This window comes from Streptomyces odontomachi, assembly GCF_024435355.1.
GTDB lineage: Bacteria > Actinomycetota > Actinomycetes > Streptomycetales > Streptomycetaceae > Streptomyces > Streptomyces odontomachi.
Map to the genome: position 1 here is coordinate 65,824 of NZ_JAMJWG010000009.1, position 20,139 is coordinate 85,962.

Below are 20,139 nucleotides of genomic sequence, written 5' to 3' on the forward strand. Positions count from 1 at the left end.
AGCGAAGGAGCACCCCATGCGGATCACGGCGAACAGGGACGTCTGCGTCGGCTCCGGGCAGTGCGTCCTGACCGACCCCGACGTGTTCGACCAGGACGACGACGGCATCGTCACGCTGCTGACCGAGCACCCCGACGGCAGGGCCGCCGACCACGCCCGCACGGCTGTCGGCATCTGCCCGTCCCGGGCCCTGTCCATCATCGCGGACACCGCGGACACCGCGGAGTAGTACGGCGTTCTGCCCGCCCACCCGACCGATCGCGGCCGCCGCAGAGCGACGGTGGACCACCGCCAGGGCGATGGTCCACCGTGCGATCACCGTCGGGTGGCCTACTTGGCCGTGCGCTCGGGCAGCGGCACGTCGACGGTGGTGCTCGCCATCAGCTCGCTCGCCTTCGGCAGCAGCGGGCCGGCCAGGGCGGTGGTGACCAACGCCATGATCACCATCATGGTGAACATCTGACCGTCGAGGACGCCGAGTTGTACCGCGGTGTTGAGGATGATCAACTCGGTCAGGCCGCGGGTGTTCATCAGCAGGCCGAGCGTGGTGGACTCGCGCCCCTTCAGGCCGAACAGCCGGGCCGGCACCATGGCCCCGAGTATCTTGCCCGCGATGGCGACCGCCAGGATGGCCGCCAGCTCCAGCCACTGCCGTCCGCCGAGACCGCTGATGTCGACCCCGAGGCCCGTGATGATGAAGAACACGGGCAACAGCACGATGCTGACGTGGTTCAGCGGCTTGCGCATCTGCTCGGTGAGCTGCGCGGCGGGCTCACGCGGCATGACGAGACCGAACATGAACGCGCCGAAGATGCTGTGGATGCCGATCCAGGTGGTCAGGTAGGCGGACAGGAACGTGCCGGCCGCCAGCACCACCAGCAGGTTGCGCCACTGCTGCCGCTCGGCGAACCAGCCGACCATCCGGCCCAGCAGGGGCTTGGCGACGAAGAACATGCCGAGCACGTACACCACGCTCAGGCTCAGCACCTGGATCAGGTCCGCCGGACCGCCGGAGGTGACCAGCGCGGAGACGTAGGCCAGCATGCACCAGGCGAGGATGTCGTCCACGGCGGCACTGGCCAGCGCCAGGGTGCCGACCCGGGTGTGGGTGATCCGGTTGTCGGAGAGGATCCGGGCCAGCACCGGGAAGGCGGTCACCGACATCGCCGCACCCATGAAGGTGGAGAACGCGATGAAGGAGATGTGCTTCCCGCCCACCTCGTTGTGGTGCGAGTAGAGCAGTACGGCCACCAGGACGCCGAGCCCGAAGGCGAGCGCGACGGAGCTGATCGAGACGGCGGCGGCCATCCCGCGGTGCGGGCGTATGATCCGCTTCTCGAACTCCCAGCCGATCATGAACATGAACAGCAGCAGGCCGATCTGGGAGACCGCGGACAGCAGCGGCCGTACATCGTCCGGGAACAGTTTGTGGGTCAGGTCCCCGGGCAGCTGGCCGAGGACGCTGGGGCCGAGCACGATTCCGGCGAGGATCTCGCCTATGACCGCGGGCTGACGAAATCTTCTCCCCGCAGAGCCGAGCAGCAGACCGGTCAGCAGGACGATCGCGACACCGGCCGCCATCGTGGCCGTTTGCAGGTCGGTGTGAGGAGCGAGGCTGTGCAGCGCGAAGGGCTGAGTACTTGGCAAGTGAGCTCCTGGAACGGGTCCGGTGGTGCATCAACATGTGCGTGGTGCCGGCGCGCGCACAACGCCCGAGTGACGGCCTGGCGCAAGGACGAGTCCCGGAGCCATCCCCGGCGCTACGGCATCTCGCCGTATCTGGCGCAGATCTGTGCGTCGTTCGCTGTTCGTATCGGTAGATGACAGGGATACGAGAAGATCCGGCATGGCCGGATCAAGCGCAGTGTATAGAGCAACCATTCGCGGGAGAAGTGAAGTTGTGGCGGACGATGCCCCAACAACGCGCTGTGGCATGCGTGTTGATCGGTCCGGTTCCGTCACTCTCTGAGTGCGTCGCGAATGAGCTGGGCTCGTTCGGGCTCGTCGTCGCCGGTGGGGCAGGCTGCGCTACGGCGTTTCGCCCAGCACGATCTTCCCTTCGCCCCCGGCGCGCTCGCTCCACAGCACGACGGCCGGACACAGCAGTCCCACCAACGCCAGGACCAGGCCGACGACGGTCCACCCGAGCAGCCCCCAACTGATGCACAGGGCGCCGAGTACGGGCGGCGCAACGGCGTTGGCAATGCCGTTTCCCATGTTGAAAAAGCCTGAGTACTGCCCCTGGGCATGAGGCGCGGCGAGGGCGTAACTCAGCTCGTAACCGGCCGAGCCGTGCCAGATCTCACCCAGCGAGTGAACGATGACACCGGCGACGACGAGCGACACCGCTGCAAGCCATGACGCATGGGAGGCCAACCCCATCAACAGCGCACCACACAGAAAGGCGCCGCCGGCCCGTCGCATGGCCGCACCCGCCGCACGCGGGCTGGCAATGTGCCGGCTGGCGCGCACCTGGAGTGAGACCACCATGACGGTGTTCATCACGACGGACGCTCCGACCATCCATCGTGGTGCGTCCGTGTGGCCCACGATCCACAGGGGCAGGGCGAACAGCAGAATCCCGTACTGGATCGACATGACCGTGTTCAGCACGACGACCGCGATATAAGGCCGATCCTCCAGGGCGACCCACCTCCCGCCCTGCAAAGGCGCCGGCCAGGGCGGCAGGTGCGGCAACTTCAGCACCAGCGCAGCCGCAACGAAGAAGCTTGCCGCATTGGCGATGATCAACACGACGAACGCTGCTCTGGTGTCCATCTGGATGGCCACTGCCGCCAGGCCGGCCCCGAGCATGACCGCGAAATTGACGACGGCCCGCAGATAAGCTCGGAACCTTGCCGGTTCAGCTCCGGCCACGCCGCGCACCAGAGGGCCTCGGGTGGCCTCGCTGGCCGCCGCCGCCAGCTCGACACAGCACACCACCAAGACGAACGCCACGAATGTGTGAACGAAGATCAGCGAGGCCATGGCCAAACCTTCGGCGGCCAGCGTGATCGCGTACGTCTCGCGTGCCCCCCGGCGATCGGCGATATGCCCCACCGGAACACTGGCCAGCAGCCCTACCAGTGCTGCCGTTCCCAGTCCGACGCCGACACGGCTCACACTCATGCCCATGGCGCGCGTGAAGAACAACGCGCTGCTGGTCATGAACAGACCACTACCCAGGCGATTGATGAGCGTGACGCCCGCGAGGAGCTGTTGGGCGCCTGCTGCGGGCACGACGCCGCGACGCACCAGCCAGGAAAGCATCATGGACTCCCAGGTTCGCCGCCGATGTCAGCAGTGGGGAAAGCCGAGGAGCCCCGAGGCGCCTGCCGAATGCCTCGGGGCTCCTGGCCGATGCCACTACCCACAGGTGCGGCATGCTGCTTACTCGCAGTTGACACGCATCTTGGAGCGCGGGGCAACTGCGATCTCCTCGACCTCCAGCTCCTGCTGGTCGTCGAACAGGGCGTCCAACTGCTTGTCGAAGCTCTCCGGAGTCGACTCTTCACCCATTCCCGTTGTCACCTCCCTCCTGCGTCCGGTGCCGATACAGTCGCTGTGCCCCGAAAAGCGCCGGGGTCAGCGGCCGCCGATTCAAGACCGCGTCACGGACGGCGGTGGGCGAAACACGTGAACGCAAGGTGCCCTTGCCGGCGCGGAGCCAGTACTCGAATCTGACGACGTCTACTAGATCGGGCGCATGTTCGGCGAAATGGCTCTCCAGGAAATCCGCCGTCTCCGACTCGACCCGGCGTGCGAGGGTCCGGCCGGGGGCGCGCCTGCCGAGGGCCTCGAAAAGTTCGAGAATGCCGCGGCGTTCGGCCAGCGCGGCGAGGGTCATCGGAAAGGACTCGAAGAGCTTCGTGCCCTGCCAGGTCAAAGCCGAAGCCGTCGGGTGGTCCAGCGGCCCGGCAGCCTTGTAGTAGGTGGAGAACAGGTCTGGATGCCGGGCGATCAGATCCCACGGCTCCCCGCTGGTCCCCACCGTGGCCACCAGCCACTGTGCGTAGGGGCTCGCCGTGTCCATGGTCAGATCGAGTTCCCGGCGTGCGGCCATGCGGGTACCGGGTACGACACGGAGTCCCTGTATGCGACAACAGCCCGGGTCGATGACCGACGCCAGCGCTGCGTGCCGCAGTGATCTCTCCGTCGATTCTCTGGTGTCACCGGGGAGATCCACCAGGAAGTAGAACGTGGGTGCGATGTCCGCGTCGTCGTGCCAGGTCACCAGGTCGATCAGGCTGGGGTAGCGGTGGGCTCGCTTGTCGATGAGCGACAGCGAGAGGTCGTCCACGGAATCGAGACCGATGAGAATGCCCTGGCAGCCGGAACGTGCCATGGCCTTCAGCAGATCCGCGTCCACCAGGTCGGCGCGTGTCATGCCCGACCAGGTGATCCCACCGCAGTGGGCCTCGAGTGCGGTCAGCAGGGACGAGACGAAGTCACGGTTCAGCGTGAGCGTGTCATGCACGAAGTGCACGTGGGTGCAGCCGCGCTCACGCAACAGGCGTACCTCGCGGACGATGTGCTCGACGGGCTTGTGCCGCATCCTCCGGCCGAGGGCCGCGGGGATGGAGCAGTAGGAGCAGTTGTAAGGGCAGCCGCGACCAACTTCGACCAGTCCGGTCGGCAGGCGACTCACGCGGGCATACCGGCTGAAATCCGGTGCGAGGTCATAGGCGGGCTCGATCCAGTGATCCTGGGGAACTCCCACATACGACTCGCCTGAGCCCTGAACCACCTCGTCGATGAAGTCGAACCGCTTGACCAGTTCGCTCCCGAGAAGCGATGCCTGGTGCCCGCCCAGGATCACCCGGGTGTCAGGAAGGAGCGCCTTCAGCCGACGCGCGATCGGCAGTACGAGGGGAAGGTCCACGCACTGCACCGAGAACCCGTAGGAATCGGCTTCGACATGGGCAAGCCGACGAGCGGAGGTCTCGATGAGGTCAGCGCCGGGAGGAAGTGACCCTTCGGCGAACTCCAGTGCCAGATCCAGGAGGCGGACATCCCCGAATCCGGCCGCACGCAGTGCCGCCCCGACGATGAGCAGACCGACGGGCTCCGCGAGGTGATAGGACTCCCCGACCGCGAGGGGAGGCTGGACCAGGGCGATCCTGCCGCGGAACACTACGCGCCCACGGTGGCGAGTTGCGTGACCGGCTGTAGTACTCCAAGGTTCCACAGGGGCGCGAGGACCTGTGCCAGGCGCTGGAAGTGGTGTTCCCGAGCACCCGACCAGCCATCGAGCCGGCCGAGCAGTTCAAAGGCCTTCGCCAGGTTCTCGTCGAGGCGCACTATCTTCAGCCGGTCCCGGCTCATGAAGAGGAGAAAGGCCTGGGGACCGGCGTCTGCGCGCCCTGCTTCCCAGGGAAGGCCACTCGTGGACCGGAACAGCCGGGCGGCGTCGTGAAGTCGGAAGGGCCCGGGGGGCTGTGCCTCGGCAGGTGGGGCCACCGGCGGAGCGACCGAGATCTCGTGCACCAACCGCTCGAAATGGAAGGTGTCCCACAGCTGTGTCGGTGCGTCACACTCGCGCAGGATCTCGTCGGCGAAGCCCACGAAGCCATCCCAGATCTCCGCATCACGGATCCCCACCAGGCCGGGACGTCCGGTACGGCGCTGCTCCACGAGGTGATCGCGAAACCGGATGAACAGGTCGAGATAGCCTGTTCCGAGCCGCTCGACCAGGCCGGCGTAACTCCAGCCGTACACCTCGAGCAACTTGCAGTATCCGAGAGAGACGTCCACGCACAGCCCGAGGTCCCCGTGGTCCGGCGTGACGACCTGGAACGACTGGAAGATGTCCGGAAGGGATGCGACCAGTTCCTCGTCCTCTGCCAGCCGCCGCCCGTCCTCGAACTCGATGCCCTGGGAGAAAGCGGTCGGAGCGTCGTCACCGCGGTACTCGAACCGACCCGCCAGACGTTCGGCGAGAGCCGTCCCCGGAAGCGGAGACATCAACTGGATGAACGAGTTGACGCTGCCGATCTGGAGGAACCGCGCCGCCAGGTTCATCGTTGCTTCCAGGTCGGCGAGAGTCTCCTCCGGCGTACCGACGACCATGGACAGGGACGGGAAAATGCCGTTCTCCACGGTCCAGCGGACGCGCTCGGTGGTCTCTTCGGCCACGCCTCTGCGTAGCCGCTTGTTCATCCGCGCCAGCGTTTCCTCCGAACCGGATTCGATGCCGTAGAGCAGCCTGTGGCATCTGGCTCGGTTCATGAGGGAAAGCAACTTCTCGTCGACCTCGTCGATCCGGCACCGGCACTGCCACGGCAGGTCGAGTTCGGCGTCGATCATCGCTTCACACAACTCTTCGACGAACGCGCGCCGAGCCGTGAAGAGATCATGCACGAAATACGCTTCGAACGTGCCGAATCGCTCGCGGTACCCACGAAGCTCGTGGATGATCGAGGCAACGTTTCGGTACCGCACCTTCCGCCCGTTCAACAGGGTGGTCTGGCAGAACTCGCAGTTGAACGCACACCCGCGACCGCTGTCGATCAGAATCGTGGGAACCTGGCTGTACCGGAAATAGGTCTCCAGACCATCAACCAGGTGGTAGGCGAACGGCAGCAATGTGTCCAGGTCGCCAACGCGCTCCTCGCCGCCTCGCCATCTGACCTGCCCCCTTTCCCGCCAGCTGAGACCCGGCACCGCGTTCCACTCGCCGGATCCCCCCAGGGCTCGGGAGAGTTTGGGCGCCGTCAGCTCGGCCTCGCCGCCCAGGACCGCGTCGACGAACGGGAACGCGTTGAGGTACCGAGGGCCCAGGAAGCTGACGTCGTGCCCACCCAGTACGACCGCCACATCCGGCCTGATCTTCTTGATGCGCCGGGCGATGTTGATCGAGGTGGGTCCGGTGGAACACTGGGTCCCGAAGCCGACCACGTCGGGATTCGTGCTCAGAATCCGCTCGGTACACGCGTCATAGATGCGCGAGTCGGACGGGATTTCTCCGCTCTTGAGCTTCAGCACGAAATCCTCGATGACCACCTCGTCGCCTTCCGCCTCGAGATAGGAGGCGATCGAGAGGAGGCCCAGAGGGGGAGCCACGTAGCTTGCCGATCGGTCGCGCTTGTCGTCGAACGGTGGATAGACCAATGACCATTTCACGATGGCTCTCCATCCCTGGCCTGTTCGCACACAGTGCCGATCTTCAGTTCTGCACGCGGCTACGCTTGCTCTGCTCTTGGCGGGATCGCATTTTGCGCAGTGTGCGCCACGACGCCTGGCCCGGCAACGCGATTCCCGGCCGTCAAGCACGATCGAATCAGCGATATTCAGCCAGATTACGGAAGCGATCTCTCCCGGGGGCGACTCGCGCAGGTGCGTGACACCGGCGGTGACCGCTCCAGGGGCCCTCGGTGAGCCGGGGCACCCGGGCCGCGGGGTGCCCCCGCGTACCCGTGAGGAAGAATGGCCGTATGAGTCTGTTCCGCGACGACGGCGTGGTGCTGCGGACGCAGAAGCTCGGTGAGGCCGACCGGATCATCACGCTTCTGACCCGCGGGCACGGACGGGTGCGCGCCGTCGCCCGCGGGGTGCGCCGCACCAAGTCGAAGTTCGGCGCCCGGCTCGAACCGTTCTCGCACGTCGACGTGCAGTTCTTCGCCCGCGGCAGCGACCTGCTCGGCCGCGGCCTGCCGCTGTGCACGCAGAGTGAGACCATCGCTCCGTACGGTGGCGGCATCGTCGCCGACTACGCCCGCTACACCGCCGGCACCGCCATGCTGGAGACCGCCGAGCGGTTCACCGACCACGAGGGGGAGCCGGCCGTGCAGCAGTACCTGCTGCTCATCGGCGGGCTGCGCACCCTCGCCCGCGGCGAGCACGCCCCGCACCTCGTCCTCGACGCGTTCCTGCTGCGCTCCCTCGCCGTGAACGGATACGCGCCCAGCTTCGGCGACTGTGCGAAATGCGGGCTGCCGGGCCCCCACCGGTTCTTCTCCGTCGCCGCCGGCGGCTCCATCTGCGGCGACTGCCGCGTACCCGGCAGCGTCGTGCCCTCGACGCAGGCCCTCGACCTGCTCGGTGCGCTGCTCACCGGCGACTGGGAGACGGCGGACGCGGCCGAAGCGCGACACGTCAGGGAGGGCAGCGGCCTGGTCTCGGCCTATCTGCACTGGCACCTGGAGCGCGGCCTGAGGTCACTACGCTATGTGGAGAAGACCTGAGCGGCCGATTCGTTCGGCAGTCGGAGAGCACGGAGAAGCGGGAGAGTGGCCCCATGGCAGTTCGACGCGGAATCCTTGGGCGGTCCCGCCGCGAGTACAAGATCCCCGAGCCGCATCCGTCGGGGGCACGTCCGCCGAAGATTCCGGGCGAGCTGGTCCCCGGCCATGTCGCGATCGTCATGGACGGCAACGGCCGGTGGGCGAAGGAGCGCGGCCTGCCGCGCACCGAGGGGCACAAGGTCGGCGAGGGAGTCGTCCTCGACGTCCTCAAGGGCTGCCTGGAGATGGGCGTCAAGAACCTCTCCCTGTACGCCTTCTCCACGGAGAACTGGAAGCGGTCCCCCGACGAGGTCCGCTTCCTGATGAACTTCAACCGCGACGTCATCCGCCGCCGCCGCGACGAGATGGACGAGCTGGGCATCCGCATCCGCTGGGTGGGACGGATGCCCAAGATGTGGAAGTCGGTCGTCCAGGAACTCCAGGTCGCGCAGGAGCAGACGAAGCAGAACGACGCGATGACGCTGTACTTCTGCGTCAACTACGGCGGGCGCGCCGAGATCGCCGACGCCGCCCAGGCCATCGCCCGGGAGGTCGCGGCCGGCCGGCTCGACCCTTCCAAGGTCAATGAGAAGACCCTGAAGAAATATCTGTACTATCCGGACATGCCGGATGTCGATCTCTTCCTGCGTCCGAGCGGCGAGCAGCGCACGTCCAACTATCTGATCTGGCAGAGCAGCTACGCGGAGATGATCTTCCAGGACGTGCTGTGGCCGGACTTCGACCGCCGCGACCTGTGGCGCGCATGCCTCGAGTACGCGTCGCGTGACCGTCGTTTCGGCGGGGCGATCCCGAACGAGGACCACCTCGCCGCAGGGGAGAAGCGTTCCTGACGCGGGTTCCCGACGGGAACGGGCCGCCTGGGGAACCCCTGCGCGCGCGTGCCGCCGGTCCGTACCGCACAGGCGGCACGGACCGGCCGGGTCGGGTGACTCAGGCCCGCGGCCAGGTCGGGATGACCTCCCGCTTCCAGGTGGCGTTGGTGACCGTGGCGAACGAGGCGTACCAGGCGACCACCGCGGTGATCAGACCGAACCAGCCACCGACCTTGTCAATGCCGGTCGACTCGGCGAACGCACCGATGGTGAGCAGCAGGAACGTGATGGTCAGCGTCACGAAGACGCCGAGCACCGCGCCGTTGGTGCGCAGTGCGGCCACCGTCATGTAGGCGGTGAATATCGTCCAGGCCAGCAGGAAAAGACCGGTGGCCTTGTACGCGTCAGGGCCGAGCTGCGGCGCCACCTTGGCGACGTAGTACGCGAAGGCCAGCCAGAACGCGCCGAAAGAGGAGAACGCGGTGGCGGCGAAGGCGTTGCCGCGCCGGAACTCCCACATACCGGCCAGCAACTGGGCCAGTCCTCCGTAGAAGAGGGCGAGCGGGAGTACCACCTGCTCCAGCGACTCGCTGAGCAACCCGGCGTTGAAGGTGCTGAGCACGAAGGTGGTCATGGCGAAGCCGGCGAGTCCCAGCGCTCCCGGGTCGGCGACACTGGGGGCGGGGGCGTCCGATTGAGCTGTGGGCACGATCTGTCCTCTCGCGGCGGGCCTCGCGTGGGACATGTGCCGGGGTGCGCCCTGGTCGGTCTCACGTCGGGGCAGGGGGGCGGCGGTGCAGTTGGTGCGGGCCGGCCGGTTCCGTCAAGCGAACCCGTCCAGTCCACTTGCGCGTTCAGCAGGATAGTGACCATGAGGCGAGTTGATACCGCCTTGAACAGGACTTGCTTGGTGTGTGTCCCGGCGTGAGTACGCAGGTCACGTGAGGGTTGCACCGCTGCAGTGCGCTGCGTGTGTCACGTGTGAAGGCCGGCCGGGCGGAGCCACCGAGAAGCCCGCGCACCCATCGAAAGCGTCCACCGCGCACGTCGAGACCGGCACACGCACGAAGGCGTCGAAAGCGACACACCTGTGGTGGGCGGTGAACCGGACACACCCACGAAGGTGTCTCGTCCGGCACACCCGTCAGGGCCGGGCACAGGCTACTTCCGCGCGCACTCCGCGCAGGTGCCGATGATCTCCAGGGTGTGGGCCACGTCGACGTACCCGTGCTCGGCGGCGACGGACTCCGCCCAGGTCTCCACCGCTGGACCCTCGATCTCGACCGCCTTGCCGCAGGTGCGGCACACCAGATGGTGGTGGTGGGTGCCGGTGGAGCACCGGCGGTACATCGCCTCACCGTCCGAGGTGCGCAGCACGTCCACCTCGCCCGCGTCGGCCAGTGACTGAAGGGTCCGGTAGACCGTGGTCAGGCCCACCGAGTCGCCCTTGTGCTTGAGCATGTCGTGGAGCTCCTGGGCGCTGCGGAACTCGTCGACGTCCTCCAGGGCGGCCGCAACGGCCGTGCGCTGCCGGGTCGACCTGCCTCGTACCGGGGCTGCCACGATGTCCTCCTCACACGCCACTGCCGCCATTCTGCCAGCCGGAACCACGCCGGCGTCAGACGCTCACACGCGCCGTGCCGGACGCGTCACGGTGCCCCGCGGTGCACGGGGGACACGCTTCGTCTCCGGGCCCGCCGCCGCAGCGAGGGACCGGGCCGCCGCCCGTGCCCGCCGTCGGGCGAGCGGCGCGGCGAGCGCCGTCAGGGCGGCGAAGACGACGATGGCCAGCAGCACGATCGTCGCACCGGGCGGCACGTCCTCGTAGAACGACGTGACGGTGCCGCCGAGGGTCACCGTGATGCCCACCGCCACCGCCACCGCGAAGGTCGCGGCGAAGCTGCGGCCGAGTTGCTGGGCGGCCGCCACCGGTACCACCATCAGCGCGCTGACCAGCAGCAGCCCGACCACCCGCATGGCGACCGTGACGGTCACCGCAGCGGTGACGGCGATCAGCAGGTTCAGCGCCCGCACCGGCAGCCCGGTGACCCGCGCGAACTCCTCGTCGTGGCAGACGGCGAACAGCTGCCGCCGTAGCCCCAGCGTCACGGCGACGACGAAGGCGGAGAGCAGGCAGATCGCCCGCACGTCGCCCGGCGAGACCGTGGAGAGCGAGCCGAACAGATACGAACCGAGGTTGGCACTGGAGCCGCCCGGCGCGAGGTTGATGAGCAGCACGCCGCCCGCCATGCCCCCGTAGAAGAGCATCGCCAGCGCGATGTCGCCGCGCGTCCTGCCGTACCAGCGGATCAGTTCCATGACGATCGCGCCGACCACGGACACCGCGGTGGCCAGCCACACCGGCGAGGTGGAGAGCAGGAAGCCGAGCCCGACGCCGGTCATCGCGACATGCCCGATGCCGTCGCCCATCAGGGCCTGGCGGCGCTGCACGAGGTAGATGCCGACGGCCGGCGCGGTCACACCGACCAGGACGGCACAGAGCAGGGCACGCTGCATGAAGACGTAGTCGAGTATGTCCATGGTGATCACGGCCTGTCGGGGGTGTCGGCGCCGCCGGGGCGGTCGGCTGCGGGGGAGGGCGGTGCGGTGCCGGGCTCGGGCGGCGGGCCGTCGGCGGTGTCGGTGGCGTCGGCAGAGCGTGAGCCGTCGGCAGGGTGCGGGCCGTCCGTGCGGTGCGGGGCGGCACCGTCGAGTACCACGCGGCCGTCGCGCAGGACGACACAGCGGTCGATGAGGGGCTCCAGCGGGCCCAGCTCGTGCAGCACCAGCAGGACGGACGTGCCGTCCGCGATCAGCCGGCGCAGCGTGCCGGCCAGCAGCTCCTGGCTGGCCAGGTCGACGCCGGCCAGCGGCTCGTCCATGATCAGCAACTCCGGTTCGGCGGCCAGCGCCCGGGCGATCAGCACCCGCTGCTGCTGGCCGCCGGAGAGCGCGTCCACCGGGTCCTTCGCCCGCTCGGCCAGGCCGACCAGCTCCAGGGCCCGGTGCACCGCCGCCCGGTCCGCCCTGCGCAGCACGCCGAAGCGGGCGCGGGCCAGCCGGCCGGCGGTGACCACCTCGGTGACGGTCGCCGGCACCCCGCCTGCCGCTGTGGTGCGCTGCGGCACGTAGCCGAGCCGCCCCCAGGCGCCGAAGCGGTGCTGCGGCACACCGAACAACTCGACGGTGCCGCCGCTCACCGGCGTCCGGCCGATGAGGGTGCGGACGGTGGTGGACTTGCCGGAGCCGTTCGCGCCGAGCAGCGCCACGACCTCGCCGCGTCGGACGGTCAGGTCGATGCCGCGCAGCACGGGACGTCCGCCCAGGTCGGCGGTGACCTGGCGCAGGGCGACGACGGGTGGCGCGAGTGCGGATGCGGAGGCAGAGGCGGCGGACGCGGGGGCGGCGTTCATCGGGCATCCCCCGCCGCCCCGGCTGCGGCACCAGCGCCCGTGCTCCGTGCGCCGAGCGCCTTCCGCAGGGCCGTGAGGTTGGCGTCCATGACCTGGACGTAGTCGTGACCGCGGGAACGGTCGGTGATGCCCTCGACGGGGTCCAGGACGTCGGTCCTGAGGTGGGCGTCGTCGGCGATGGTCCGCGCGGTCCTGCCGGAGACCAGGGTTTCGTAGAAGACCGTGGTGACCCCGTCGGCCTCGGCCAGTTGCTCCAGGTCCCGGACCCGGGCGGCGCTCGGCTCGCTCTCGGGGTCCAGGCCGCTGATGGCCTCCTCGGTGAGGCCGTAGCGCTCGGCGAGGTAGCCGAAGGCGGCGTGGGTGGTGAGGAAGACCTTGCCGCGGGTGTGGCGCAGCCCGTCGGCGAACCGGGTGTTCAGCGCGTCGAGCCGCTTCACCAGCGCGGCGGTGTTCTTGCGGTAGGTGGCGGCGTGGTCCGGGTCGGCCTGCTCGAAGGCCTTGCCGACGCCCCTGGCGACCTGGGCGTAGCGCACCGGATCCAGCCACACGTGCGGGTCCAGGCCACCACTCTCCTCACCCGGTGCGTGGTCGTGCGCGGCCGCGTGCCCGCCGACCTCGGTGCCGTGCTTCTCCAGGGTGGTCAGGGTGGCGGCGTCGACCTTCCGCGGGATCGGGGACTGCTGGATCGCCTCGTCGACGGAGGGCTGGAGGCCCTTGAGGTAGAGGGCGACGTCGGACTTCTCCAGCTGGGCGGTCTGCCGGGCGCTGATCTCCAGGTCGTGCGGCTCCTGGCCGGGCCGGGTCAGCTCCGTGACCCGCACCCGGTCCCCACCGATCTGATCGGCCAGGAACTCCATCGGATAGCACGACGCGACCACGGCCAGCCGCCCGCCGGGCCCGCTGGGGCCGTCGTCGTCCCTGCTCGTGGTGGTGCTGAAGACGGAGCAACCGGTGAGGGCGACCGTGCCGAGGGCCGTCGCGGCGGCGAGGGCGGAGGCGGCGGCGGATATCGGACCGGAATGTCTTCTGCTCATGACACTCATTTTCAATGAAGATGGAAACCATTGTCAATAAGAGCCGGTGGTTCCCCTTCCGGGCGGGGCGGGCGACCCGGGCGCCGACTCCGTGGCGGACTCGGCCCCACCGATTTGATCCGGGCACCCCGCGCGCCGGTAACCTGAAGCATTCGACCAGTCGTGAGGACCCGCGCCCGCCCCCTCACACCCGCCCGACCTCCACCCCACAACGAGGCGCTCCGCGCCCCTTCGTCCAACACCGTCGTACTGAAGAGAGCACCGTGGCCGCCGACAAGATCGACACCATCGTCAGCCTGAGCAAGCGCCGTGGCTTCGTCTACCCGTGCAGTGAGATCTACGGTGGTCAGCGCGCCGCCTGGGACTACGGTCCGCTGGGCACGGAGTTCAAGGAGAACATCAAGCGCCAGTGGTGGCGCTACATGGTCACCTCACGCGAGGACGTCGTCGGCATCGACTCCTCGGTGATCCTGGCGACCGAGGTCTGGGAGGCCTCGGGCCACGTGGCCACCTTCACCGACCCGCTCACCGAGTGCACGGCCTGCCACAAGCGGTTCCGCGCGGACCACCTCGAGGAGGCGTACGAGGCCAAGCACGGCCGCGTCCCCGAGCACGGCCTCGCCGACGTCAACTGCCCGAACTGCGGCAACAAGGGCCAGTTCACCGAGCCCAAGCAGTTCTCCGGGCTGCTCTCCACCCACCTCGGCCCGACGCAGGACAGCGGCTCGATCGCGTATCTGCGCCCCGAGACCGCACAGGGCATCTTCACCAACTTCGCCCAGGTGCAGCAGACCTCGCGCCGCAAGCCCCCGTTCGGCATCGCCCAGATGGGCAAGTCGTTCCGCAACGAGATCACGCCCGGCAACTTCATCTTCCGCACCCGCGAGTTCGAGCAGATGGAGATGGAGTTCTTCGTCAAGCCGGGCGAGGACGAGAAGTGGCACGAGTACTGGATGGAGCAGCGCTGGGCCTGGTACACCGGCCTCGGCCTGCGCGAGGAGAACATGCGGTGGTACGAGCACCCGCAGGAGAAGCTCTCCCACTACTCCAAGCGCACCGCCGACATCGAGTACCGCTTCCAGTTCGGCGGCAGTGAGTGGGGCGAGCTGGAAGGCGTCGCCAACCGCACCGACTACGACCTGGGCGCGCACTCCAAGGCCTCGGGCCAGGACCTGTCGTACTTCGACCAGGAGGCCGGCGAGCGCTGGGTCCCGTACGTGATCGAGCCCGCCGCCGGTGTCGGCCGCACCATGCTGGCCTTCCTGCTGGACGCCTACGTGGAGGACGAGGCGCCGAACGCCAAGGGCAAGATGGAAAAGCGCGTCTCGCTGCGGCTCGACCACCGGCTCGCCCCGGTGAAGGTCGCGGTGCTCCCGCTCTCCCGCAACCCGGAGCTGTCCCCGAAGGCCAAGGGCCTCGCCCAGGCGCTGCGGCAGCACTGGAACATCGAGTTCGACGACGCCGGCGCGATCGGCCGCCGCTACCGCCGCCAGGACGAGATCGGCACGCCGTACTGCGTCACCGTCGACTTCGACACCCTCGACGACAACGCGGTCACCGTCCGCGAGCGTGACTCGATGAAGCAGGAGCGGATCTCGCTCGACCAGATCGAGGGTTACCTGGCGGGGCGGCTGCTCGGCTGCTGAACCGTGGAGCCCCGGTGGGGGCGCGTCGGTGACCGTGCGGACGACGCACGGCACCGGACGCGCCCCCGCGGCGTTCGAGGCGCCCCTCGAGGGGCGTGGTTCCCGGCTTCCTCCCGCTCCGCCGCCCTGTAACGCTTCGCGCCCCGATTCCCACGTAGGGGATGTAGGCAGCAGGGCAGTGAGAAGTCTGGAGACCGCATCCGTGAGCATGTCCAAACGTCACCGAGGTGATCCCGCGTCCCCTCGACATATCGAGGACCTGGAGAGGTTCTACCGGCGGCACGTCGACGACGTGACCCGCTTCGTGGCCCGCCGTTTCGACGATCCGCACACGGTCGCCGACGTCGTCGCCGATGTCTTCCTCGCCGTCGTCGACTCCGGCGACGCCTATCGCTCGGCGGCGCGCAACGAGCGGGCCTGGCTGTTCGGAGTCGCCCGCCACGTGGTGTCCGCCGAGTACCGGCGCAAGCACCGGGTCGACGAGCTCACCTCGCGTGTCGCCGGACGCAGGTTACTGGGCTCGGACGACATCGCCCGGCTGGAGGACCGGCTGGTGGCCGAGAACGACGGTCGTGTCCTGCTCGACGCCATGTCCGCACTCTCCGAGCGGCAACGGGCGGTGCTGGAACTCGTCGTGGTCGACGAGCTGTCCGTGACCGAGGCGGCGACCGCTCTCGGCATCACCGCGGTGGCGGCCCGCGTCACCCTGCACCGCGCACGCACCAGGCTGCGCAAGGCCGTTGCGGCACCAGGCGGGGAATCCCCGGCCGCACCCCTCGACTTCATCGGGAGCAAGGCATGAACGAGACCTTTGAGGACCGTCTGTGGGATGCGCTCAAGGACGAGGCCGAGCGTCCCGCACGGGAACTCCCCGCTGATCGATTCCGAGCCCGTCCGGTGCGCCGCCCCAGGACCGCCGTGCGGGTCGGCCTCGGCCTGGCCGCGGCAGCGGCGATCGGCACCGTACTGGCCGTCGGCCTGCCCGGTGGCGGCTCGGCCCCGGCCTACGCGGTCGAGGTGCAGAAGGACGGCGCCGTGAAGATCACCTTTAGGGAGGGGGGAAAGGCCATCGACTCCCCCGACAGGCTCAAGGCGCTGGAGTCCAGGCTCACCGACGCCGGGATCGACGTCATCGACGACCCGTCCACCGCCTACACGTGCCGCTCCACGGACGGTTCCGGGACGCCCTGGACGCAGAAGCCGCAGCACCGGCGCTGGAACGGTGTGGCCATGGTGGGGGGCGCGGTCGATTCCGTTCGCAGGACCGACTCCGGTGAACACGCCGATGTCATCGTCCTCCACCGGGGCGACACCACATGGATCGAAAGGGACGTGACCGGCAAGCACATCGCACTCATCGAATTCATGCCGATGACCTGCGTACCCGCGCACGGCGGGCACTGAGGGGCCGGGGGCCGGGAACGGGGCGTCAGCCACCGCACCCGGTCCCCTGTCCCGTTCAAGCTCGCTGTCCCGTCCCGCTCAACGTCCCTGCAACCCCTTGACGTTGTCCCCGAAGGTCCAGCCCTTCGACCCGTCCCAGTTGAGGGACCAGGTCATCAGGCCCTTCAGGCTGCTCCCGTAGTGCTGCCAGGCCTGTGAGACCAGGCTCGGCGCCATGTAGCCGCCGCCGGCGCCCCACTGTGCGGGCAGGCCCGGCACCTGCTTGTCGTACGGCACCTTGACGGTGGTGCCCTGCACCACCAGGCCCTTGTTCAGGCAGTCGGTCTGCGCGACGAAGCCCTCGACGGTGCCCGCGGAGTACGAGTCGGCGGAGCAGCCGTACATGCTGCCGTTGTAGTACTGCATGTTCAGCCACCACAGCCGGCCGTTGTCCGCGTACTTCTTGACGATCGGCAGGTATGCGCCCCAGATCGAGCCGTACGTGATGCTGCCGCCGGTGACGTAGGCCGTCTCCGGGGCCATCGTCAGACCGAAGTTCGACGGCATCTGGGCGAGGACGCCGTCGATGATGCGGATCAGGTTCGCCTGGGAGGCCGAGAGCGAGGTGATGGAGCCGCTGCCGGTCAGGCCGGTCTCGATGTCGATGTCGATGCCGTCGAAGTTGTACTGCTTAAGGATCGGCACGATCGTCGCCACGAACCGGTCCGCCACGGCGGCCGAGCTGAGGTCGATGCCGGCCGCGGCGCCGCCGATGGACAGCAGGATCGTCTCCCCGGCGGCCTTGGCCGCGCACATCTCGGCCGGAGTCGCGACCTTCACCGTCGAGTCCATCCCGTCCTCCCACAGCGCGGTGCCGTCGGACCTGATGACGGGGAAGGCGGCGTTCAGCACGTTGTAGCCGTGTGCCGGGATGGCCGAGTCGGTGATCGGCGTCCAACCGAAGGGCGGGTGCACGCCGTTGGACGAGCCGTCCCAGTTCTCCCAGTAGCCCTGGAGCACCTTGCCGGCCGGTCGTGACTTGACGGCACAGGTGTCGGCGGCGGAGGCGGTGGGTGCGTTGCCGATCGACAACGGGGCGAGGCAGGCCGCCGCGAGCGCGACCGCACCCCACAGGCGCGACGTCCGGCGCGCTCGCAGTGCCGTCGGTGCCGTCCGTGCCGTCGGCTTCGTCGCTCTCGTCAGCGGGCGTGGGGTGCGGCGGATCATGTCGGCCTCCGGGCGGGGGAGAGGGGCGGATGTCCTAGACATGACAGTGCTGTGGTCCAGACCTTTAGTCAATAGGTCTGGACCATCGCAAGAGTCTTGGGGTGACATCGGTCAGATGACAGATATTGAAATCTGTCATCTGTATGGCATCATGGAGAGGTAGCGAGTCAGCGCACGCCTGTCATGAGGAGTATCCGGAATGCGCACTTTGTCACTTGGTACCTCAGGACCCCAGGTCTCCGCCCTCGGACTGGGCTGCATGGGAATGTCCTGGGCGTACGGCGAGACCGACCGCGCCGAGTCGATCGCGACCATCCACGCCGCGCTGGAAGCCGGCGTCACCCTGCTGGACACCGGCGACTTCTACGGCTCCGGCCACAACGAGATGCTGATAGGCGAGGCACTGCGCAGCGCGCCGCCGGCCCGCCGGGAGCAGGCTCTGGTCAGCGTCAAGTTCGGTGGCATGCGGCAGCCCGACGGCGAGTTCGTCGGCTACGACGCCAGGCCGGCCGCGGTCAAGAACTTCGCCGCCTACACCCTCCAGCGCCTCGGCGTGGACCACATCGACATCTACCGCCCGGCCCGGCTCGACGACCAGGTGCCGATCGAGGAGACCGTCGGAGCCATCTCCGAGCTGGTCGACGCCGGGTACGTGCGGCACATCGGCCTGTCCGAGGTCGGCGTCGAGACCATCCGCAGGGCGGCGGCCACCGCTCCCGTCGCCGATCTCCAGATCGAGTACTCGCTGATCTCGCGCGGCATCGAGCAGGCGATCCTGCCCACCACCCGCGACCTCGGTATCGGCATCACCGCCTACGGCGTGCTCTCCCGCGGCCTGATCTCGGGCCACTACACCCGCGACAGGCAGCTCACCGCTGATGACTTCCGGTCCCACTCGCCGCGCTTCCAGGGGGAGAACCTGGAGCACAACCTGACCCTCGTCGACGCCTTGCAGAAGATCGCCGAGGAGAAGGGCGTCACTGTCGCGCAGATCGCCATCGCCTGGGTGATGTCCCGCGGTGACGACATCGTGCCGCTCATCGGCGCCCGCCGCCGCGAGCGGCTGACCGAGTCGCTCGGCGCCCTCGACGTCACGCTGGACGACGCGGACCTCGCCGCCATCGAGAGCGCCGTGCCCGCCGGGGCGGCCAGGGGCGAGCGGTACCCGGACGCGGCGATGGCCCACCTGGACAGCGAGCGCTGAACGACGCCCGGGTACCGTCTGCCCATGACCTCCGCCCCGCTGACCGCCGAGCGCATCCTCGAAGCCACCGAGGAGGTGCTGCGCCGGCACGGCCCGAGCAAGGCGACCGTGGTGGACGTGGCACGCGCCCTCGGCGTCAGCCACGGCAGCGTCTACCGCCACTTCGGTACCAAGGCGGAGTTGCGGGAGGCGGTCACCAAGCGGTGGTTGGACCGCACCATGGTCAAGATGCAACGCATCGTCGACCGCACGGAGCCATCGGCGACCCAGACGCTACGGGACTGGCTGGGCACCCTGTTCGACCTGAAGCGGCGGGCGGCGGGCGCGGATCCCGAGCTGTTCGAGACGTACCTGGTCCTGCTGGGGGAGAGCAGCACGGTCGTCGCAGGCCATATCACCGAACTGGTCGGCCAGCTCACCACGATCGTCGAGCGGGGTGTCGCGCGGGGGGAGTTCACGCTGCTCCCGGGCGGCGTCACCGTGACCGCCCGAGCGATCCTCGACGGGAGCGCCCGCTTCCACAACCCGGCCCATGCGCCCGAGTGGACCGACCCGGACATCGACGACGAGTGCGCGGCGGTGACGGAACTGCTGATCAGGGCGCTGGTGCCGGGCGGACGGTGAGGCCCGCCCGAGCTGCACGAGGGGCACGGCAGCCCATCTCGCCCTCCGCCTCCGCCCCCGCCCGCTCGTGCCGGTCGGACCCGTGCCGGCCCCGGACCCGGCTCATGCCGATTCGACTCCGTTCGACGCCGGTTCGACTCGGGTTCGGCTCGGGTTCGGCTCGCTCCGGCCGGGGTGCCGGATGGGTCTAGGCCCCGTCCCCCGACGCGAGGGTCGGATCCACCGTGGCCTGGTGGGCCTCGGCGAGATGTTCCTCCGCCTTCAGCCACGGCAGGAACTGCGCGGGTTTGTGCCAGCCGCACGTGTCGCATCTGATGACCCGTCGGGCACCCGTGTGCTGTACCCGCACGGTGTGCTCGCGGCCGTCCGCGTCCTGACGGCTGACCCTGCTCGAATCCATCTCCGACATCGCTGCTCTCCTCCCTGCGCCGCAGCATTCCGGGCCCGGCGCACTGCGGCAAGGAGTGTGCCGCACGCCCTGCGGTGACGGTGGATTCTCCACCGTGCGTTCACGTCCCCGGGCCGGGGCGTTCCGCGGCGGAGCACCCGGCAC

The 20,139-nt window shown here is 68.7% G+C and carries 20 protein-coding genes; 8 read left to right on the forward strand and 12 right to left on the reverse strand.

Annotated features, from left to right (window positions below; translation table 11 throughout):
- Positions 1-16: 16 nt before the first annotated feature.
- Positions 17-229, forward strand: coding sequence for a (4Fe-4S)-binding protein (locus NQO67_RS19685; RefSeq protein ID WP_255951380.1), 213 nt, complete (start codon positions 17-19; stop codon positions 227-229).
- 101 nt (positions 230-330) lie between these two features.
- Here the strand turns inward: NQO67_RS19685 and NQO67_RS19690 are convergent, their stop codons facing one another.
- From NQO67_RS19690 to NQO67_RS19710, 5 genes are all read right to left on the reverse strand, one after another.
- Positions 331-1,647, reverse strand: coding sequence for a cation:proton antiporter domain-containing protein (locus NQO67_RS19690; RefSeq protein ID WP_255951381.1), 1,317 nt, complete (start codon positions 1,645-1,647; stop codon positions 331-333).
- Between the two features lie 381 nt (positions 1,648-2,028).
- Positions 2,029-3,273: an MFS transporter gene (locus NQO67_RS19695; protein ID WP_255951382.1), complete on the reverse strand. Its 1,245-nt coding sequence runs from the start codon at positions 3,271-3,273 to the stop codon at positions 2,029-2,031.
- A 117-nt stretch (positions 3,274-3,390) separates the two neighbouring features.
- Positions 3,391-3,519 (reverse strand): hypothetical protein, encoded by a 129-nt coding sequence (locus NQO67_RS19700; protein WP_255951383.1) that lies wholly within the window; start codon positions 3,517-3,519, stop codon positions 3,391-3,393.
- Positions 3,512-5,134 carry a B12-binding domain-containing radical SAM protein gene (locus tag NQO67_RS19705; RefSeq protein WP_255951384.1) on the reverse strand — a complete coding sequence of 541 codons (1,623 nt, stop codon included), beginning with the start codon at positions 5,132-5,134 and terminating at the stop codon, positions 3,512-3,514. Before NQO67_RS19705 ends, NQO67_RS19700 begins: the two co-directional genes overlap by 8 nt.
- On the reverse strand, positions 5,134-7,122 hold the full coding sequence (locus NQO67_RS19710) for a B12-binding domain-containing radical SAM protein (RefSeq protein WP_255951385.1): 1,989 nt from the start codon (positions 7,120-7,122) through the stop codon (positions 5,134-5,136). The genes NQO67_RS19705 and NQO67_RS19710 overlap by 1 nt, the downstream gene beginning before the upstream one ends.
- Positions 7,123-7,433: 311 nt before the next feature.
- Between NQO67_RS19710 and recO the strand changes: the two genes are divergently transcribed.
- Entirely contained in the window at positions 7,434-8,183 is a 750-nt protein-coding gene (gene recO, locus NQO67_RS19715; RefSeq protein WP_255951386.1) for a DNA repair protein RecO, read from the forward strand.
- 53 nt (positions 8,184-8,236) lie between these two features.
- Positions 8,237-9,073 carry an isoprenyl transferase gene (locus NQO67_RS19720; protein ID WP_255951387.1) on the forward strand — a complete coding sequence of 279 codons (837 nt, stop codon included), beginning with the start codon at positions 8,237-8,239 and terminating at the stop codon, positions 9,071-9,073.
- A 100-nt stretch (positions 9,074-9,173) separates the two neighbouring features.
- Here NQO67_RS19720 and NQO67_RS19725 read toward each other — a convergent pair whose 3' ends face one another.
- From NQO67_RS19725 to NQO67_RS19745, 5 genes are all read right to left on the reverse strand, one after another.
- A complete protein-coding gene (locus NQO67_RS19725; RefSeq protein ID WP_255951388.1) occupies positions 9,174-9,764 on the reverse strand; it encodes an acetate uptake transporter in 591 nt (196 codons plus the stop codon).
- A gap of 452 nt (positions 9,765-10,216) precedes the next feature.
- Positions 10,217-10,618: a Fur family transcriptional regulator gene (locus NQO67_RS19730; RefSeq protein WP_308295680.1), complete on the reverse strand. Its 402-nt coding sequence runs from the start codon at positions 10,616-10,618 to the stop codon at positions 10,217-10,219.
- Positions 10,619-10,681: 63 nt separating this feature from the next.
- Positions 10,682-11,596 carry a metal ABC transporter permease gene (locus NQO67_RS19735; protein WP_255951389.1) on the reverse strand — a complete coding sequence of 305 codons (915 nt, stop codon included), beginning with the start codon at positions 11,594-11,596 and terminating at the stop codon, positions 10,682-10,684.
- A 5-nt stretch (positions 11,597-11,601) separates the two neighbouring features.
- On the reverse strand, positions 11,602-12,468 hold the full coding sequence (locus NQO67_RS19740) for a metal ABC transporter ATP-binding protein (RefSeq protein WP_255951390.1): 867 nt from the start codon (positions 12,466-12,468) through the stop codon (positions 11,602-11,604).
- Positions 12,465-13,511, reverse strand: coding sequence for a metal ABC transporter substrate-binding protein (locus NQO67_RS19745; protein WP_255951391.1), 1,047 nt, complete (start codon positions 13,509-13,511; stop codon positions 12,465-12,467). The genes NQO67_RS19740 and NQO67_RS19745 overlap by 4 nt, the downstream gene beginning before the upstream one ends.
- A 254-nt stretch (positions 13,512-13,765) precedes the next feature.
- On the opposite strand from NQO67_RS19745, the gene NQO67_RS19750 reads away from it, so the two are divergent.
- From NQO67_RS19750 to NQO67_RS19760, 3 genes are all read left to right on the forward strand, one after another.
- The gene (locus NQO67_RS19750; RefSeq protein WP_255951392.1) at positions 13,766-15,148 is read left to right on the forward strand and encodes a glycine--tRNA ligase; all 1,383 of its coding nucleotides are present in this window, start codon (positions 13,766-13,768) and stop codon (positions 15,146-15,148) included.
- Between the two features lie 208 nt (positions 15,149-15,356).
- Complete coding sequence (locus NQO67_RS19755; RefSeq protein WP_255951647.1) at positions 15,357-15,950, forward strand: RNA polymerase sigma factor; 594 nt, start codon at positions 15,357-15,359, stop codon at positions 15,948-15,950.
- Positions 15,947-16,552, forward strand: a complete 606-nt coding sequence (locus NQO67_RS19760) for a hypothetical protein (protein WP_255951393.1) — start codon at positions 15,947-15,949, stop codon at positions 16,550-16,552. The genes NQO67_RS19755 and NQO67_RS19760 overlap by 4 nt, the downstream gene beginning before the upstream one ends.
- A gap of 78 nt (positions 16,553-16,630) precedes the next feature.
- On the opposite strand, the gene NQO67_RS19765 is transcribed toward NQO67_RS19760, so the two are convergent.
- Positions 16,631-17,758, reverse strand: coding sequence for a chitinase (locus NQO67_RS19765; protein ID WP_255951394.1), 1,128 nt, complete (start codon positions 17,756-17,758; stop codon positions 16,631-16,633).
- A 199-nt stretch (positions 17,759-17,957) separates the two neighbouring features.
- On the opposite strand from NQO67_RS19765, the gene NQO67_RS19770 reads away from it, so the two are divergent.
- Both NQO67_RS19770 and NQO67_RS19775 read left to right on the forward strand, forming a co-directional pair.
- Positions 17,958-18,962 carry an aldo/keto reductase gene (locus tag NQO67_RS19770; protein WP_255951395.1) on the forward strand — a complete coding sequence of 335 codons (1,005 nt, stop codon included), beginning with the start codon at positions 17,958-17,960 and terminating at the stop codon, positions 18,960-18,962.
- A gap of 18 nt (positions 18,963-18,980) precedes the next feature.
- A complete protein-coding gene (locus tag NQO67_RS19775) occupies positions 18,981-19,586 on the forward strand; it encodes a TetR/AcrR family transcriptional regulator (protein ID WP_374119039.1) in 606 nt (201 codons plus the stop codon).
- A 187-nt stretch (positions 19,587-19,773) separates the two neighbouring features.
- Here NQO67_RS19775 and NQO67_RS19780 read toward each other — a convergent pair whose 3' ends face one another.
- Positions 19,774-19,995, reverse strand: coding sequence for a hypothetical protein (locus NQO67_RS19780; protein ID WP_255951397.1), 222 nt, complete (start codon positions 19,993-19,995; stop codon positions 19,774-19,776).
- Between the last annotated feature and the right edge of the window lie 144 nt (positions 19,996-20,139).